This window comes from Mesomycoplasma ovipneumoniae, from assembly GCF_038095995.1.
Lineage (GTDB): Bacteria > Bacillota_I > Bacilli_A > Mycoplasmatales > Metamycoplasmataceae > Mesomycoplasma > Mesomycoplasma ovipneumoniae_F.
This window is the reverse complement of sequence record NZ_CP146005.1, coordinates 149,003-168,623: the sequence shown is the minus strand read 5'-3', so window position 1 is coordinate 168,623 and position 19,621 is coordinate 149,003. Positions and strand designations below refer to the sequence as shown.

General features: G+C 27.1%; 8 protein-coding genes. 3 read left to right on the top strand and 5 right to left on the bottom strand.

What is annotated here, in order from left to right; genetic code table 4:
- Positions 1 to 1,028 precede the first annotated feature (1,028 nt).
- Positions 1,029 to 6,950: an MGA_1079 family surface serine endopeptidase gene (locus tag V3249_RS00760; RefSeq protein ID WP_341517581.1), complete on the bottom strand. Its 5,922-nt coding sequence runs from the start codon at positions 6,948 to 6,950 to the stop codon at positions 1,029 to 1,031.
- 531 nt (positions 6,951 to 7,481) lie between these two features.
- On the opposite strand from V3249_RS00760, the gene V3249_RS00755 reads away from it, so the two are divergent.
- The 3 genes from V3249_RS00755 (at position 7,482) to V3249_RS00745 (ending at position 12,659) form a co-directional block, all read left to right on the top strand.
- Positions 7,482 to 8,369, top strand: a complete 888-nt coding sequence (locus V3249_RS00755) for a hypothetical protein (RefSeq protein WP_337896827.1) — start codon at positions 7,482 to 7,484, stop codon at positions 8,367 to 8,369.
- Complete coding sequence (locus V3249_RS00750; RefSeq protein ID WP_341517580.1) at positions 8,335 to 10,617, top strand: ATP-binding cassette domain-containing protein; 2,283 nt, start codon at positions 8,335 to 8,337, stop codon at positions 10,615 to 10,617. The genes V3249_RS00755 and V3249_RS00750 overlap by 35 nt, the downstream gene beginning before the upstream one ends.
- A 77-nt stretch (positions 10,618 to 10,694) precedes the next feature.
- The gene (locus V3249_RS00745) at positions 10,695 to 12,659 is read left to right on the top strand and encodes an ABC transporter ATP-binding protein (protein WP_341517579.1); all 1,965 of its coding nucleotides are present in this window, start codon (positions 10,695 to 10,697) and stop codon (positions 12,657 to 12,659) included.
- Between the two features lie 256 nt (positions 12,660 to 12,915).
- On the opposite strand, the gene V3249_RS00740 is transcribed toward V3249_RS00745, so the two are convergent.
- From V3249_RS00740 to secDF, 4 genes are all read right to left on the bottom strand, one after another.
- Complete coding sequence (locus V3249_RS00740; protein ID WP_252263094.1) at positions 12,916 to 13,056, bottom strand: hypothetical protein; 141 nt, start codon at positions 13,054 to 13,056, stop codon at positions 12,916 to 12,918.
- Positions 13,057 to 13,922: 866 nt separating this feature from the next.
- Positions 13,923 to 15,635 carry an aspartate--tRNA ligase gene (gene aspS / locus V3249_RS00735; RefSeq protein ID WP_341517578.1) on the bottom strand — a complete coding sequence of 571 codons (1,713 nt, stop codon included), beginning with the start codon at positions 15,633 to 15,635 and terminating at the stop codon, positions 13,923 to 13,925.
- Positions 15,628 to 16,914, bottom strand: a complete 1,287-nt coding sequence (hisS, locus tag V3249_RS00730; RefSeq protein WP_341517577.1) for a histidine--tRNA ligase — start codon at positions 16,912 to 16,914, stop codon at positions 15,628 to 15,630. The genes aspS and hisS overlap by 8 nt, the downstream gene beginning before the upstream one ends.
- 96 nt (positions 16,915 to 17,010) lie before the next feature.
- Positions 17,011 to 19,605, bottom strand: a complete 2,595-nt coding sequence (gene secDF / locus V3249_RS00725) for a protein translocase subunit SecDF (RefSeq protein ID WP_337897058.1) — start codon at positions 19,603 to 19,605, stop codon at positions 17,011 to 17,013.
- Positions 19,606 to 19,621 lie beyond the last annotated feature (16 nt).

The following is a 19,621-nucleotide window of genomic DNA, read 5'->3' as shown; positions in this document are numbered from 1 at the left end:
AAAATTTACTTAATTTTACCTTTTAAAAGTAAATTTTACTCTTTTTTTTGTATTTTTTTCAAATTTTTGCGACTTTTTAGACTAAATGGATTATTAACTTTTTAATTTTAATGTCAATAAAATCAACAAAAATAGAAAAATTTGAATAAATAGACTAAATTAATAAACTAATTTTGGCTTTAAAATTATTTTATTTTTTCAAAATCCTTGAAAAATCAAGGAAGATTGTATTCCGCAGGCACTGAGTTTGACAGTTTGATGGCAGAAATTCACTTTTTAGTGAATATAAATATGCAAAAATACATGTAAATCCGGGTTTTTTGACCTAAAATCTTAATTTTTATTATTTTAAAATTAACCTTTTGCAAAAAAAAAAAAAAAATGTTTGGTCAAAAATAAAATTATGTTATAATAAAACACACTAAGAATAAATTAATAAATTTTGATATTGAATTAAGGGGGAATCAGTTATGTTTTTGTCATAAAGAAATCTGAAAATGCGATTTTTCCATTGTATTTTCAAATATGATGGTATGCCATAAATTTGACCGTTTAGAAATCTACAAATTTATGGCTTTTGATTATGGCTCTTTCAAAACTTCACATATTTTTTTAGGCTCAATTTAAATAAAAACGAGTTTTCTATTTACATTGAGTTTAAATAGTAGTGGTTTTTTTATGGTTTTTGTTAGTGTTTTAAACTAAAAAAGTAGTTTAAAAATTTCATAATTTTACTTTTTAAGTTAAAATTTTAGCTTTTTTAGTTTGCTTAATAGTAAATTTTTCTTTCGTGATGGCTAGATTTAAAATTTAGTGTTTTTGTCTTAATAATTATTTTTCCTGAGAGTTTGCCAAAAAAGTTAAAAAGTGCCCAAATAAACCAGGACACTTTTTAAGATTATTCATTAAACTGGGAAACTCGGGATTTTGAAGCTTTTAGTTTTAATGTCAATAAAATCAGCAAAAATAGAAAAGTTTAAATAAATAGACTAAATTAATAAGCTAATTTTTGTGACTTTAAAATTATTTTATTTTTCAAAATCCTTGAAAAACCAAGGAAGACTGTATTCACGCGGATTTTGAGCATTTAATCTCATTATCATTGAAGACAAACTATATTTACTTTTTAGTTCAAGTGGTTTTTCATTTTGTCAGTTTATTCCAAAATAATTATGAGTTGCTGTTGAATAATTCCAACTTTGTAAAAATGTCAGCGGCGAACCTCCATTAATTGTTGAAATATACTCATCATCTGAGCCTAATACTCCAGTTCCGGAATTACCAGCATTAAAATATGATGGAGTATAACCTTTTTGATTCAAAATAGTAACATTTTGTTGATCTGAATTAGCCCTGTTAATTATATAACCACTTTGTTTTGCATAAGGGAATCCATTCATTCCAAAATGTTTAACGTTTTGACCAAAAAATGTTAAATCTGTTTGACCATTTGAATTTAATTTTAAGTTAGGTAGTTTATATCAATTCAATAATCAGGCTGCTTTTTGGAACTCACCACTTTCATAAGCTGCTTTAATTAAAGGTTTAATATCAACTATTAAAACAGTTATGTCAACATTTTTTGGATTTTTTCCGTCTACATCCGGTTGTTTAATACCGGTTCAAACTATCCAAGTAGGAACATTTTTGACGGCGTTTGGTCCACCTCAATAGCTATAACCACCATCAATTGAATTAGAATAATATTTACTTCCAATAGCCATGTAGCGAGTATCTGATAAATATTTAGTTAAATCTTTACCAAAAAGAGTATTTAAATCGAAACTTGCGCCACCTTCGACATGATTATTTGTGATTATGTAAAATTTACCATCATCTGGGTCATTATTTACTTTTGCAAGCATAGTTGCACTTCCAAAACTAAAGCCAAATGTTCTAGCTAATAAATTTTTTGCCAGCGGGAATTTTTTAGTATCTCAAGATTTATGTAAAAACTCTGAATCTTGTAAATATCCTTCATGTAATTTATAAGGAACATTTTGGTTTGGATTATATTTTTCTAAATTGTAAACATCTGAATTGGTGAAAAATGAAATTGGTTGCTCTTCATTAGTGTAGTCAAGATTTTTATAATCAAATTGATTTGTTTTAGAACCAAAATCTTCATTTTCAAGCGAGTTTGTATATTCAATATGAACTCTTGCTCCGGCTTTATGTAAAATAAAGGCTTTTTTTGGATCAAAAGTGTCAAATTTTGGGCTAGTATAGAAGCCAGGACCTTGTTCAACATGATTAAAAACATTATCAACTATCAAACCAAGATTAGGATCATTTAGTCATAATTTAAATTCAATCCCTTGATCTTTGATGTATTGTGCACTTAGATTGAAACTAAAATTCTCGAATTTTTTCTTCGAATCTTCAAAAAATACATTTTTGGTTTGTTCAGTAATTGCTATTATTTCACCTTTTGCCAATTTTTCAAAGTCAAAAACAAAATCATAACCGCCCTTAGTTGGTTTGTTTGTGGTTAAGTCCTTTCCTCCACTAATTCGGGTAAGCCTTCGGGTATTTTGAACTAAAGCATTTCCAAATAATTGTAGATTTATTTTCCGGTTTTTTGAGTTATTATTTAAAAATGTTTGAGAAAAATATTTTTCTTTTAATGTTCATTTAGCTGTTTTTGTAGAATTATCGTAATTTCAATATAAATCTTTATAATAAGGTTCAATTTCACGACTTCTAGTTACTTCTTTTTCAGATTCAAATAAAGTAACTAATGGCTTTTGTGTGTCTAAATCTATATTGGCTTGAATATTTTGGTTATTAATATTTGTTAAAAAATATCAAGTCGAACCTTCAACAACATATTGTCCATCAACATATTTTAGACGGAAATATAATTTATTATTATGTTTTTTTGTCTCAAGAAATTGTAAATTTTCCTTTGAGATTTTAAAATTGTTATATTGAAGAGCTTGCTCTTTGATGTCGAAAAGATCTTTAAAATTGCTATTATTTAACGCGTTTCTTGTTAGTGAACTATTATTTTTGACAACTAAATCAGAATATTTGATTTTATTTAGAATTACTTCAGGATAAAGTTTATTTTTATAATCGTTTTCTAAGTTTTGTAATTTTATGTCTTTCTTAGAACTATAACGCATTTTTGTGTTGTGTTTGTTAATAAAACCAAGTTTAAAAGTCATTTCGCCTGGTTTGTTAGTGGTTTTAACATCATAATAATAGACAAAATAATTATTTAAAATTTTTGAAGTGTTAAGTGAAACTTGAGGATCCTCATTAAAAAATATTGGCTTTTCGACAATTATTGGTAATTTTTCAGTGTTTTGTACACTTTTTTTGTCTTCACCCTCAAGTTTGACTTCTTTATTTACAAACTTATTTAAATCAGTATTTTGGGTGCTATGATTGTTAGCTTTAATTTGAAGTAAATAATTTAACTTTGATTCAGCTTTTTGTTCAACAATATCGGCCGGGTCAATTAGTCTATATTTTATTTCTTTTTGTGCTTTTTTATAAAATTCACCGGTTACTTTGCGATAATCAAAGTGGCGACTATTAATTTGATCAATTATTGATTTATCTTCATTAGGAATCTCATTAGGTGTTAAGATGTCTCTCCCATATTGTCTTGTTTTTTCTACAATTGGTGAAAAATCATCGCTGGTGAAATTAGAACCATTTTTAGGCTTAATATCGCTATAAGTGGCTGGCAGTCAATTTGAAAAATTAATGGCTTTTTCAGTTTTGAAAACATCAGTACGTGTAGTTCCTTCAACAATTAGCGGATATTCTAGGCCATTATATTTGTATCAAAAGAAAATTTTTGCCTGACCTTTTAAAATGTCTGTAGAAATAACATCTTTTGCAAAAATTTCAAATTTACCTATTTTAGCAAATGTATAAAGCTTGTTAAGTGAGTCAATTATTTCTGAATTCGTTTTTCCGGCTAGTGAAATTTGACCATGGGTATTATCGATATTGTTAATTTTTGTGTTTTTAAATAATTCTTTACCGGTAGAATCGCTTAAAATTTTTTCAATTAACGATAAATCAGCTTTATCACGCGGTGATAAAATCGGTTTTAAGAAATCTTTAGGCGCAAATTGTATAATTTCTTCTTTAGTGTATTGGCCTTTTTTTATTAATAACTTTAAGGAAATACTTTGAGTCGTACTTGAGGTTAAAACTCTTCTTTTTTCATTATTAACATCAAAAGTTGAAAGCGAAATTGTGGCATTTTCAGGAATTTCGTAGGTAAAAAATTGTTGATCTTTTAAAATTTGATCAAAAATTTTATCAAGTTCTGCCTTACTTAACTCATCTTGTTGTGTCGGGTTTTCTAAACCAAATTCTGAAACTTTTACAACTTTAGGGTAATCTTTAAGAGTTTTAAGTTTTTTATTTGATGGAATTTGTCCTGCTTTTTGCAATGATTCTAAAGCTGGTTTTAATAAATATTTATAAAATCAATAACTGCCAACCCCACCGGCACCTGAAGGCTCTTCAATTTGCCAAAAATAATCTAATGGATCTTTTGATCTAGTAAAATCAAAAGCAACATATTCAGAATCACTAAGGTAGGTTTGATTATAAAAACTGGTGTTTTTAAATTCTTGAGTATATCCAATTTTTACTGGCAAGTTATCTTTTTCTTTAAACTTAATTTGATTGTTGGATGTAACAGCGACTGTTTTAATAACTTGGTTATTGAATTTAATTTCTAATTTTAAAGATATTTTATTATCACTGGTAAAAGTTAATTCAGGTTGGTCTGGTAATACAACGTAGAAAAAATTTCCGATTGTTTGTTTTGATTGGGAAAAATTTTCTGAAATAAATTTTTTTACGTCTTGCTTAAGGAAATTTTCTTTTTCAAAATCAAGGAAAGAATTATAGTAAATATCAAAATAGTCATCAAGAGAATCTATTTTTAATGAAGAGATTATCTCATTTAAGTCAACATCACTATTAGGAATTGGAAGTTGGGTAGATAAAATCGTTGAATGTAAAGGGTTTTTTACTGAAGTCGCCTCATAATTAAGGACTAGAATATTTCTGTCTTTACTATCTAATGATAAGTCTAATAATTTGAAATTTATTTCATCATTTTGTGGTTGTTTTAACCAAAGATTTGCATTTTGAATGTTAAAAGAAGCAGAAGTAAGATATTTTTTTATACTATGACGGTCAAGCCCTTGGTCATCAAGACTAATTTTTAGGGCATTTTGAGCTTGTTGTTTAAAATCTGATAAATTTTGCGCAACTTTTGCTGGTGGTTTTTCTTGCACAATTTGTTCATTTTGCGCTTTTGAATCTAAAATTGTCTGTGAAAATGAAGTGACTAAATTAGCAAAATCATCAACAAATCTGGGTAAATTTTCACTATCAAATTCATTAAGTCGAAGATTTTGGTCTAATTTTTCTTTAATTTTGTTATTTTTTTCTTCAAGTTGTTGCTTATTTGTTGCAGATGTACTTGAGTTATTCAATAATAATTGAGAATTTTTTACTTCAACATTATATAAATCAAGGGAATCTGCTAATTTTAAAATGCTAGAACTTATATCTTTAATATCAGAAACTAATTTTTTTGAATTTGCCAGTGTTTTAACATTAGAAATAAAATTGGAACTAAATTTGTCCGGTAATAATTGATTTTCCAAAGTTTTTTTAGCTTCGTTTAGTTTAACATCACCATTAAGACGTGCTATTTCTGATTTTACATTTTCATGGACTGTCAAAGCATTAGATAAAAAATATTTTGTATTAGTGGAAATATCTTCATTTAATGCAAGTTTATTGTCTTCATCTAAAAAATTTAGCGAACTAATTAACTCATCTAATTCCGTTTTATTTTCAGAATTTAAATAATTAGGCTCATTTTCTAGCTTTATTTTTTCTGTTTTCAATGAAGATAGAAGCGATGCAACGTTTTCTAATTCTGAAATAAATGTCTTAATTTCACTAATTTGTGATTCAGTAATTGACTTATTTATTTTTTCTTTAAAATTACTTTGAACACTTTGGGATAAATTAGTGGCATTCTCAACATCTAAAATAGCAGTTTTCTTTAATTCTTGTAGTTTTTCGTTTTTTCCTGCTGACTCATTAACAATTTTTTCTAAATTAGTTTGGATATTTTTAAGATTTTCAATTGAATCAGTGACATTGTTAATTAAGTTATCAGAATTTATATTTGAATTAAAATTTGTAATTAAATTATTGAAAGCTTCATTTTTCTCAGTTGAATATTCATTTTTTATTGATTTAATTTGAGTAATAATATTTTCCAAAATGAGTAAATTTGAGGTGAAATTTTCAATTTCTTGCTTGTTATCATTTTTATATAAAGTGGTAATTTTGTCGTTAATTTGCGCACTTAAGACTTTAAGATTAACAAGGTTTGCGTGTTTTAAAACTGTGTTAAATCAACTAAAAGTTGAAAGTTCCTGGCTAAAGGTCTCGTTGGTTTTAGTAATTTCTGCGTTTAATTCACTTATTTTGGTCAAAAACTCATCCAATTTAGTTTCAAAATTAGATGAATTTAGAATTTTTTGATTAAATGATTCAATTTCACTTTTTAAATTATTGTATTTGTCCTCGTTAACACTAAAAGACTTATCAATTGTCTTAGATTTAAAATTCGACTCGAATTTTCCAAACAAATCTAATACTGATGAGTATTGTTCTACAAATTGAGAAAGTTTGGGCATATATTCTGAATTTGAGAAATTTTGTGAGGAAATATTTAAGGAATCTTTTATTTTATTTTTAATAGCTTCAGGAAAATTAGGATACTGAAGAAAAAAATTATCTACCTGATTTTTTTGAAGATTTTTATTTGGATCGGTGTAATTTTGAAATGAATTTGAGTTTGAGGTTGAACAAGAGGCAACAACAAGTGAAAAAATACTAACCCCGAATAAAAATATTGGGTTGGTTTTTGCTTTTTTTCTGTACATTATTTTTCCTATTTCGTGAGAGTTTTAATTTATTAATTATATAATTATATAACAAATAATTAAAAAACTTATATATTTCTATTTAAATTTGTATATTAATTTAGTTTTGAACCATCCTTTTAAATTCTCATAGCACTTTGCAGCTAGAATTAATCAATATTGAGTGCCAAAATTTTGAAAATGTGACTGTTACTTCTAAGAAATAAGTTAATTTATTGCTTGGTATAACAATTCAATACCTTAAAGTCATTATTCATATAAAAACCAAGCCTTCATATGAACTAAATTATTTTCACATTTTTTAAGATCAAATGTCAGAAAATATAAATAAAAGCGGTGTAATCAACATCATCGATAAAAACCTAATCATTTGAATTTTTTGTGTAATTTATTTTAAAAATATTTATTTTTTTATTTTTTTAAATTTTTTTTCATTTAGTAAAAAAATGTATTCAAAAAACTAAAAATTTGTTATAATTTTATTATTTATTAAAATAATATTTATTAAACTAACAATATGAAAGGTTTAACATGAACAAAGTAAAATCTAAACTACTAGGACTAATAATTGCATCCTTTTCAATATTCGCATTAACAACTTCAACACATAGTAATTTTGTTATGCATGACGCTAATAATAAAATACAAGCTCAAACTTTTTCGAGCGATAATTATAAAAATAAACTTCAAGAATTTTCATATCAAAATCAACAATCCTGAAATAATGACGTTTCTTTATTTTCGGTAAACACTAAAAAAGAACGCCAACACAAAAAAATAAGAACTAACGACGGTGAGCTCCATATTAAAATAGACGGGCTAAAAAAAATTGTATATCGTGGTGGATGATTTAGACAAGACAAAGTTGAGTGGAAGGGCGAAGCTAAAATCTGATTTGAAAAAAAACCATATTATTGATGAGAAAACAGCACATATAATCCTGTAGATAAACTAAAACTATCTGTTAATTCTTGAATTGGCGGTTATGCTAGTCCTTCTTATGAATTTAACGGTGAAACAAAATATAGCGGAGTTTTTGTCGAAGGAGCGACACGCATGACAAGTGTGTCAGTACACGTTGATTATTATAGTAAAGAACTTGTTCATTCCTTTGAAAAAAAGGAAACGGATCAGGTATCTATTAATTATCATGCCGCAGGGTGAAACTATCAAGTTAGTGGATTTGGTCAATACGCAAGCGGTTATGCAATTCATGAAAATGGGTTTAGTGCAATAAAATCTAATGATCCTTTTGCGTCTGATGTTATTGATAGAGATGATGATGAATTGTGATACAATGGAAGAAATGGCAGCGCAGCATGGCACAGAAACGCGAACAAAGTTCCTATTGAATTATTTAATTCAGAGCAAGAGGTTTATTTAGATGATAAAAATTCAAAATTTATCAAAGAAATTTAACAATAAAATTATTTTTAATTCAATAAATCTCGAGATTCCTTCAAATAAAATAACCTTTATTGTTGGAAAATCAGGAATTGGGAAAACCACTCTGATTAACTTAATTGCTGGTTTTACAAAAAAGGATAGTGGTGAAATTTCTTTTTTTAAAAATGGTAATGAAATTGAAAATCCTTTGGTGGACGTTGTTTTTCAAGATTTTAATTTGATAGAATCACTGTCAATTAAAAATAATATTTTAATTGCAAATCATATTCTAAATCGTTATGTTGAAAATAACCAAATCGAAAATGAAGCTAGTGCAATTAATATAAATAGTCAAAAATTAAATCTATTAGCTAAGAATTTATCAGGTGGTGAAAAGCAAAGAGCTGCATTTTTAAGAAGTTCATCAAGAAATGCTGACTTTATTTTGCTTGATGAGCCAACTGGGAACCTAGATAAAGAAAACTCAATCGCATTGCTTGATTTGTTAGTTAAAATATCTCAAAATAAGACTGTTTTAGTTGTAAGTCATAATTTAGAGCTTGCAAAAAAATATGCTGATCAAATTATTTATGTAGAAAATGAAAATATTCAATCAGTAGAAAATAAATATAAACCTCAACAAAATCTACAAGAATATACGAATAATTTTTTAGCAAATTCTGAAAACAAAGTATATAAAAAACCCTCTTTTTACCAAAAAGCAAAAGTCGCATTACTTTTATCTCTTGCAGATTTTAGATCGAAAATTACTACTTTTATTCTTGTTTTAATTTCATTTTTAGCAATGATTTTTGGTGTAGTTTTATTTGTTAACTTGAATATTTCTGCTAAAAATATTAATTTTGACAACGTTGTTCAATATAATTTAGACACCTTAAACATAAGTGAAAAGGTGATTGCTTCCTTTCATATTAATGAATTAGAAAAACTTAAAAAAGAAAACCCAAAAATAGAGAAAATAATACCGATATATTCTGATTTACAATTTTTTAAATTTAGTTATGATGATAAAACAATTTCAACAGGCCCAATTTTCCCCGTTGATGAGTCAGATTTTTTTAAAAATAGATTTACTGACATTATTAAAAGCCAAAAATTTAATAATAATTTTATATCTAATCAAGATGAAGTTATTTTACCTGAGAAAATTATTAATCAACTTGAAATCTCAAACCCAATAGGAAAAAAAATAAAAATTTTTTATTCTAACCATTTTGAAGAATTAAAAATTGTTGGAATAATTGAAGAAAAAAGTATTGATCAACCTAAGTTCTCTTTGATTCATACAAATAAATTAAAAACAACATATGAAAAGGGATATAAAGAAACATCCAAAAATTTCCATGACTTCGATGTTTTGGCAGATAATTTTTATTCTCTTGGCTTTGGCGATCGAACATCAAATAGCAATACGACATCTATTAATCCGACTATTAGCAAATCTTTTTATCAAAATTCAACCCAGGCACATTCAATAAATTTAACTAAAGGTAATTTACCTCAATCATTTGACGAAATTGCAGTTAGTTCTAATATTACTAATAAAATTGGAAAACTAATAAAAATTAACACTACTTTTGATAGTAATTATATTTTTAAAGTTGTTGGTATTTTTGATGCTGATAAAACTACTAATAATGCTTCAGAAGAACCCGAGAATATTGTAATTTTTAACAGTGAAGTCGAAAATTTCTTCAGCCAAGCACATGCTAGCGAATTTTTAGTCTTTTTTAATCATGAAAATCTTTATAATAATATTCAGGATTTTTTAGATAAATATGGTAAATCTGGTGTCAAACGTTATTATTTCATCTCTGGAGGGGTTGATGAAGTAAGACAGCATCTCTTTGCCACCCAATTTACTTTGATTGCGGTTATTTTTGCCTCAATTATAGTTCTTGGTATTACTTTATTGATTTTTATTAGCGTTTATGCTGTAAATCTTTCCAACTTTAAGAAAAAATCGATAGCAGTTTTAAAATCACTAGGCGGTAAAACGCTAGAAATTTTCATGTACCATTGATTAAATTTAATAATTATTAGTGTTTTTGTATTTTTTGTAGGTATAATTTTATCGACTTTGATTGTCCCAGAAATTTACAAAATAGTTCTGAATCAAAACTTATTTCAACCAGATTATTCGCAAATTGTCGTAATTTTTCTTTTGACTTGGTTAATTAGTTTTGCTTCTATGTCTTTTATTTACCTATTAATTTCTTATAAAACATATCGAAAAGATGTCGCAACTTTATTGAGATAATCTAAAATCACATCCGTGATTTTTTATATAAATATAAAAAAGATTTACAAGTTTTTTAATTTTAGACCTGAGGAAAAATGATAAAAATTCAAAATTTAACGAAAAAAATTGATGACAGATTTATTTTTAATTCACTAAATCTTGAAATTCCTTCGAACAAAGTAACTTTTGTAGTTGGTGAGTCAGGAATCGGTAAAACAACTCTTATTAATTTAATTGCCGGTTTTACAAAAAAAGATAGTGGAAACATTTCTTTTTTTGATGAAAATGGTTCTGAAATTAAAAAACCATTAGTTGATGTTGTTTTTCAAGATTTTAATTTAATCGAAAAAATTACATCTAATGACAATATTTTAATAGGAAATAATGTAATAAATAAACTTTTAGACAAAAATGCATTAAATCAAAATGCAAATTTAATGTCGATAAAAACTGAACAACTTGAACAAAAAGTAAATAATTTATCTGGCGGTGAAAGGCAAAGAATTGCAATTTTACGCTCACTTTCACGTGATAGTAGTTTTATATTACTTGATGAACCAACAAGAAATTTAGATATTGAAAATGCAAAAATTGTATTTGAAAATTTAACTAATATTGCCAAAAATAAAACTATTTTAGTAGTTAGTCATAACCTTGATTTAGCAAAAAAATATGCCGACAAAATTGTTTATATTGAAAAAAACAAAATTTCTGAGGAAATTTTTGACAAAAATAGCCAAAATCAGTCCTTAATTACTAAAGATACAGCTAAAAACAGCGATTTAAACTATCAAAAAACAGCTAAAAATTCAAAACTTTCGAAAATTAAACAAGAATTTAAAACAGGTTTTTTATTAACAATTACAGATTTTAAATCAAAACTTACTTCAAGTATTTTATTTTTGTTGCTTTTTTTAACCAGTTTTTTTGGGACATTATTATTTGGGGTCTTAAATTTAAATATTAGCAGCACTAATTTGCAAAACACGATTGAATATCAATTAGATTCGGTTGTAATAACCAAAAAATCAAATGCAGAAATAAACACATTTTCTACTAATGAAATCACAAAACTTCAAGAAGATAACACAAAAATTGTAAAAATTGTTCCTATTTTTACCTTTCCTAAGGTTACTTTCACTTATGGCAATAAAGTAGAGTTTGATTCTTCTGTTGACTATATTGATGAAAGTGATTTTTTTAAAAATAGATTTATTTTTGACAACAAAAATTTAGTAGGCAGAAATATTCAGAACAAAGATGAAATAATAATTTCAAAATCTCTAGCAACAAAATTTAATATAGAACAGCCAAACAATCAAAAAATTAGTGTCTCAAGTTTTCGAAACACAGCCGTAGATCTAAAAGTAGTTGGCATAAGTAGTTTGGCTACTTTAGATAGATTAAATTTTAGCTTTTTACATCATAAATTTTTTGAACTAGCAAAACCTGTGCAAAAAAACAACGGACCAAATGAAAATCTTGACAACAATAAGCCAGAAAAAATTGACCCTTGAGTATTGAAACTGCATTTTAATATTGATGATGATTTAGCTAATAATATTGAAAACTTTGCTAAAAATAACAAAGAATTTGAAATCCAATCGTCTCTAGGTGGTATAACAAAATCAATCTTAAATACACAATCATTTACAAATATAGTTATTGGTGCTATTTTAGTTTTATTTATTATAATTTTACTAATTCAGACAGTCTTTTATGCCAAGAACCTGAGTGATTCAAAAATGAAATTAATTGGAATTCTTAAGGCACTAAATGCTAAAACCTGACAAATTTTCTTTTACCATTGACTAAATATTATTATAATTTCACTCTTTATTTTATTTATTAATTCAGTTGTTTTCATTCCGTCAATGGGAAAAATTTATACCGCAATAATTGGTCAAGATATTTTACTACCCTCACTGAGCCAAGTTGGGGCTTTACTTATAATAATATGACTTATAATGTTTGGGTCTATTTCGGTGATTTACCTAATAATTTCTTGACTAAGTTATCGTAAACCGGTAATTAAATTGCTAAAATTTGAGCAATTCTAATTTTTGAATTTGACATGTATAGTTAGGGCTAAATTTTATCTAAATTTGCCAAATCTCTTTGTTATTCATTATAAATTCCTAAAGATTTAAAGCTGTTCAAGGCTTAATTCTTTAGGAATTTTTGCTATTTAAAAGGCAAAAATTAGTTGCTTTTTGCTTAAATCCCGAGTTTCCCAGTTTCATAAGGTAATTTTAAAAAAGTATCCGGTTTTAGGGACTTTTTTAAGTTTTTTGGTAAAAGTTGGTTACAATTTTATTAGTGATTTATTAAGATATCAAAGTAAAAATCATATCTATTTCAAATGTTTGGATCGCTAGGGACACCATCGTGTTTTTTAAATATAATTTGCTGATCTAAAGTGTTAAATTCAACCCTTTGTCTTAATTTTTGCAACATCGATACTAAACCAACTTAGTTAATTTTTGTTTTTTCATAATTTATAATTATACCATAAAATTACTTAAAATGCTACCAAATGCTACTTATAAAATTAAGGTTTTACATTAAAAAAACACCGATTTACGGGTGTTTCTTCATATTTATATTCACTAAAAAGTGAATTTTTGTCTTAAAACTGGGAAACTCGGGAAAATTAGTTGCTTTTTGCTTAAATCCTGAGTTTCCAGTTTGATGGTAAAATTCACTTTTTAGGAATGCAAATATGAAAAAATACCCGGATTTACGGGTATTTTTGAGGTTAAAATCTTAATTTTTATTATTTTAAAATTAAGCCTTTGCAAAAAAAAAAAAAAAATGTTTGTCAAAAATAAAATTGTGTTATAATGATTCTCACTTAAGAATAAATTAATAAATTGACGATATTGAATTAAGGAGGAATTAATTATGTTTTTTGACATAATAAAATAAGTGCGAATTATCCATTATGTTTTTAAATATAATGGGATGCCTTAAATTTAACCGTTTAGAAATCTATAAATTTAGGGCTTTTGGTTGTTGTTCTTTCAAAACTTCATATGTTTTTTAGGCTCGATGGAAATAAAAACGAGTTTTCTATTTGCATTGAGTTTAAATAGTAGTTGTATTTTTTATGGTTTTTGTTGTTTTGTCCATAGCTTGATTTTGCCGTGTTTTAAAATAGGTAATTAATTTTTAGCAAAAAAGTTAAAAAAGTTCCCAAAACCAGACACCTTTTTAAGATTAGCTCATTAAACTGGGAAACTCGGGAAAAATTAGTTGCTTTTTGGTTAAATTAATATTCTAATTTGTCCTATTTATTCAAAATTTGTAAGCTTTTTTAGAAATTATTCTTTATCTGTGTCGCTAATTTTGATATTGTATTCAGATAATGACTCAGGATTTATTGATGAAGGTGAATTTAGCAATAAGTCCAAGCCTTTTGAATTTACTGGGAAAGCAATAACATCACGAATTGAGTTTGTTTGTAATAAAATCATAATTAGACGGTCAAGGCCAAAAGCAAAGCCTCCATGAGGTGGGACTCCAAAATTAAAAGCTTTTAAAAGACTGCCAAATTGAAGGTTAATCTGATCTTGATTAAGACCTAAAATTCTAAAAATTTTACTTTGTAATTCAAAATTATTAATTCTTATTGAACCAGAACCAAGTTCAAAACCATTAAGCACAAGATCATAAGACTGAGCGCGAACTTTTATAGGGTCAGTATCTAAAAATTCAATATTTTCAACAATAGGCGCTGTAAAAGGGTGGTGAGCAGAAGTTATTTGCTGATTTGAATCAAGTTCAAAAAGCGGTCAGTTAATAATTCAGGCAAATTTAAATTGATTTTTGTCAATAATAAGGTCGTATTTTTGTGCTAATAAATTTCGTAAAGCCCCGAGAGCTAATGATGTTTCTTGATAATTATCAGAAATTAAAAATAAAGTTCCATTTTGATAATTATTCTCTAATAGTCAACTTTCAAGCTTAGATTTCAAGACAGATTCATCAGTTTTAAAAGAAAAATACAAAATTTTTCCAGACTCAATATGAATGTATAAAAGTCTGTTTGCATTATGTTGTCTTATTTTTTCAGAAAAAATTCGGTAATCTGCTTTTGAAATTAAAACATTTTCAAGAAAAATTCCACGAGTTTTACCTTGAAAAAGTGGGTCTTGACCATCAAGAAAATCAAGTGAAAATAATTTATTTTCAAATCGCAAGTCAGGTTTATCGGTTCCATATTTGTCAATTACAAAATCATAGTCAAGCCGCGGAAATTCAATGTTTGAATTAGAGTAAATTTTTTCTCACAAGTATTTTATAAGGTTTTCAATTTGATTGGAGATTTTTTCAAAATTACTAAAACCAAATTCTAAATCTAGTTGACAAAATTCAAATTGGCGATCCTTTCTTAGATCCTCATCACGAAAAACACGGGCAAATTGGAAGTATTTTTCAAATCCAGAAACCATTAAAAGTTGCTTATAAATTTGAGGTGACTGCGGTAAGGCAAAAAATTTTCCTTTTTGTCGAGTAGGAACTAAAAAAGATCTCGCTCCTTCAGGTGTTGATTTTGACAAAATCGGAGTTTCAATTTCAATAAAATTATTTTCAAAAAGGAAAGAGCGAATATAGTGAAAAACTTTATAGCGAAAAGTCAAATTTTTCTGCATTACTTCACGGCGTAAATCTAAAAATCGGTATTCCAAACGTAAATCTTCATTGGTGTGAGCTTCATTATGAATTTCAAACGGAATTGGCTGTGAAAATGAAAGTATTTCAAAATTTATTGCGTTTATTTCAAGATCACCGTTATGAATTTTTGTATTTGGATTGCTTCTTAGTGATAAAATGCCTTCAACACGCACAACAGATTCTTTTGAGTATTTGTCGACTTTTTTGGTATTTTCATCAATAATTACTTGAAAAATTCCGTGATAATCACGGATTACCACAAAGATTTTACTTTTAATTTTACGTATATTTTGGACTCAGCCTTGAATTGAAACTATATTTCCAATTTGTTCTTTGGATAAATTTTTTGAATTATACATGAGTTTCTCCGTCTATAATTGTTTTTAAAAATTCAAAATCAATATTTAAAAGTGAAATGACTTTATTAATAGATGTTTGAAGATTTTTGATTGATATTTGGCCAGCTTGTTCATTCTTTTCAAAGAAAAAAGCAAATTTTGCACCTGATTTTTTTGCTTTTTGAAATCCATCTTTAATTGATAGGGGTGATTTATTTAAATCAACTTGAAAATTTTGCTCACGAAGTAAAATTGCAAATTCAAAATTTTTAAGAATTTCATCTTGACTAAACCCGATTAAATAAAAATCTAAATTTGTTAATTTAGTAGGGGAATTAGATTTAAAAATTTCTATTAGACGCTCAATTCCAAAGGCAACGCCGATACTTTTAAAATTAACCATGCCGAATTTTTGTGGTAAATTATTATAACAACCCCCGCCAGCAAAAGTTAATTTTGAACCTAAAATTTTGTCATTATCAATAAATTCAAAAACAAATTCATCATAATAATCAAGCCCTCGAACTAATGAATAATCAATCACGTAATTAATTTTAAATTTTTCAAAAATTGAAATTATTGAATTGAAATTTTGCTTATCCACAGTTGATCAAAAGTCGCTTATTTTTGGAGCTGATTTAACAAAATCTTTAGAAGATTCTATCTTGTCATCAAGAATTCTCAAAGGATTATTCCTGAGCCGTGATTTAGAAATTGGCTCAAGTTTATCGATATATTTTTCAAAATATTGACTTAAAGCTTTAGAATATTCTTCTCTTGTTTGTGAATTTGAAAGGTAATTAATTTTAAGCTGGTAGTTTTGAATTTTAAGATTTTCAAGAATTTTAATAACTAAAAGAATAACTTCTAAAATCTGTAAAGAAAATGACTCTGGTTTATAGTTAGTAATTTCAAATCCGGCTTGATAAAACTGACGAAAACGTCCTTTTTGCGGCTTTTCATAGCGAAACATGGGACCAAAATAAAAAAATTTTTTTTCAACTTGGTGCAATTTGTGCTGTCAAATTGCCCGCATGATTGGTGCAGTTCCCTCGGGCCTTAAAGCTAATTGTCGATCTGATTTATCTAAAAATTTATAGAGTTCTTTAGTTACTACATCTGAATCTTGACTAGTTTTTTCGAAAATTTCTGCATACTCAAAAATTGGTGTTTCAATATAAGAGAAATTAAATTTTCTAGCATATTGGAAAAAAATATTACGGATTTTTAGGAATATTTCACTTTCTTGCTCAACAATATCATAAGTACCCTTAGGACTTGAATTTAAGAATGATTTCATTTTTAACCTTTAATTTTGAACCACAAAAAATTTTAACAAAATAAAACCAAAAATTAAAATAGATATTTTTTAGTAATTATTTGAATTTTTGGTTACTTATTTCTCATAGTCATTAATACTTGCAAATGTTTGTTCGTGAACTTTTTGGATATTTCAGTATTTAGCGTTAATTCTTTTTTGTTTTTTATAGTTTCGATATGCTTCTAATTTATTTCATATTCTGGTTGCGACAAATAATGAAGAATATGTTCCGATTATAACACCTATAAGCATTGTTAAGCTGAAGACTACATCAATTGACTCATAAAAAATCATTAAAACTATGATTGTAAAAATTGTTGTTAGAGATGTAAAAATAGATCTTTTAGCTGTATCTTTAATTGCCTCTAATGAAATTTGGTTAATTTTTTCACTTTTGTAAACATCAACGTGATTTGTTTCACTAAATTTTGTCTTAATACGGTCAAAGACAACAATTGTATCATTTACAGTATAACCAATTAGAGTTAAAATTGCAACAACCAAATTTTGAGATATTTGAATTCGAGTAATAATAATCGCAGAAAAGACCATTAAAACATTAAAGAATTGAGAAAGAATAATTGCAAATGAAAAAGTTCATTTAAATCTAATCAGTGTAAAAATACTTACAAAAACAAGCGCTAAGCCAACTGAAAGTATTGCATTAAAAATTAATTTTTGTGCTTCTTCATTTGAAATTGAATAATTCGTCATGCGAATATTTGAAAAATTGCTTTGAATTTCTGAATTAAGAGTCGAAAGTCTGGAAGCTAAGTCTAGTTGGGTTTTGACTTCAATATTGAAAATAGAAGATGATTCATTTAAAGGATTTAGGGTTATTAGTGAATTTGTGCTATTAATATTGTGCGAATTTAAAAAATCAATTATTTTATTAGCTTTTTCTTGGTTTATCAAGTCAAAACTTGAATTTGAGGTTTCAATTAGCAAGTTTGTACCACCACTAAAGTCAATAGCTAAATTAAATCCTGAACCAAAAGACTTATAAATTCCGGCAAAAGTTGCAAAAACCACTAAGGAACCTACAAACAAAACAAGCGGAGTTCATCTAGAATATTTATAAATTTTTTCATAATTAATTCGTGAATAAACTGACTGATAACCCCGTTCATATTTTTTCAAGTAATAATTTTTTATACCTAAAAGTCAAAATCTGTTACTTTTTTGGAAAAAATCAGCTTTAAGGATAAAGCTTGTGAAAAATTTTGTAAATCCAATTGTCACTATTAGCGTAAAGACAATTGAAAAAATAAGAGTAATTGAGAAACTTTTTACATTTTTAGTCCCAAAAAAGAACAAAACAAGCGCGGCTATCAATGTTGTAACATTTGAGTCAATAATTGCATTAAAAGAGGTTCGATTAGCCTGGGAGTTTGCTTTTATTGCCGAATTACCAGCATAAATTCTCGATTTAAATAGTTCAAAACTAATGACATTTGCATCAATATTCATCCCAATTCCGACAACAAGCGCTGAAATAGTTATTGGAGAATATTCGCCTCGAACAATAGTGAAAAAAAGTAATGTCAAAAAGACATAAAGTGAAAGTGAAATTGTTGCAACAATTCCTAAAAGTCCGTAATTTACGATCAAAAATAGCGAAATTATCGCAATTGCTAGACCAATTGCGATTCATCCAGCAATAAAGGCTGACTCAGACTTGGTTTTGCTAACAAACGAAGCTGACAAAAAATCTAATTTATAATCAGCAGTCCCATAATTAATATCAAGCGCTAATTGTTTTGCCTCTTGAGGAGAAAAATTACCTGTAATTACAAAGGATTTTCCATTTAAAGCCTGACTAACTGTTGCATCAGAAATTAGATACCTTTTTGCATCAATTTGGAATTTTTTAAGTGAAGGTTGTAAAATTTTTCGGTCTGGCAAAAAATCAGGGGTAGTTTTTTCACCAACGTGCAAAAAATTATATATATTTTTATTAGCTTTTTCCCACTGAAGAGGGAATTTTTCTTGGGCAATTTTTTTAAGTTCAGAAATGTTAGATCAAATTAAAATTCTGTTTTGACCACGGGGCAATTTTGAAATATGTTCAGTGGCTTTAGTTCACTCTAATTGAGCATTGTTGTCTTTTAATTCGATTAATACTTGATTACTTGATGGATTCTGAGGATTTGGCTGTGAAAGGGCAGAACCTGGAGCAAATGGAACTAGCCAATTTGACTCATCACCGTTTTCAAGACTAAGGTTTGTTTCGAATTTACCATCAAAAAAGAGGGGATTTGTGTTAACATCTGTAATTGTAAGTGTTGGTTTATTGACTATTTCTTCAATAAATTGCTCTAATTCACGGTTATTTGAGATTTTATTACGTGAAATTCTTATTCGTCCTTCACCTTCGGTAAAAACGTTGGTACCATTCAAATTAGCCCCACCGGTTAGCCGCTGAAAAATAGCTGAATCTGCCTCCTGAACAACTTTTGAAGATGGAATTTTTCCGTCCAAAGTTTTAACTTGAACTAAAACCTCAGCACCACCGCCATATTCAATTGAGCGATTGATGTTCTGTGAAATATAGTAATTTGAAACGAGAAAAACACCACTTCCAAGAAAAGAAAATGTTAAAAAAGCAAGAAAAAAACGCTTTCAACTATTAAGCGAAAACAACCTAGCAAAAAAACTACGTATTTTCATGACTTCCCCTTCTAGT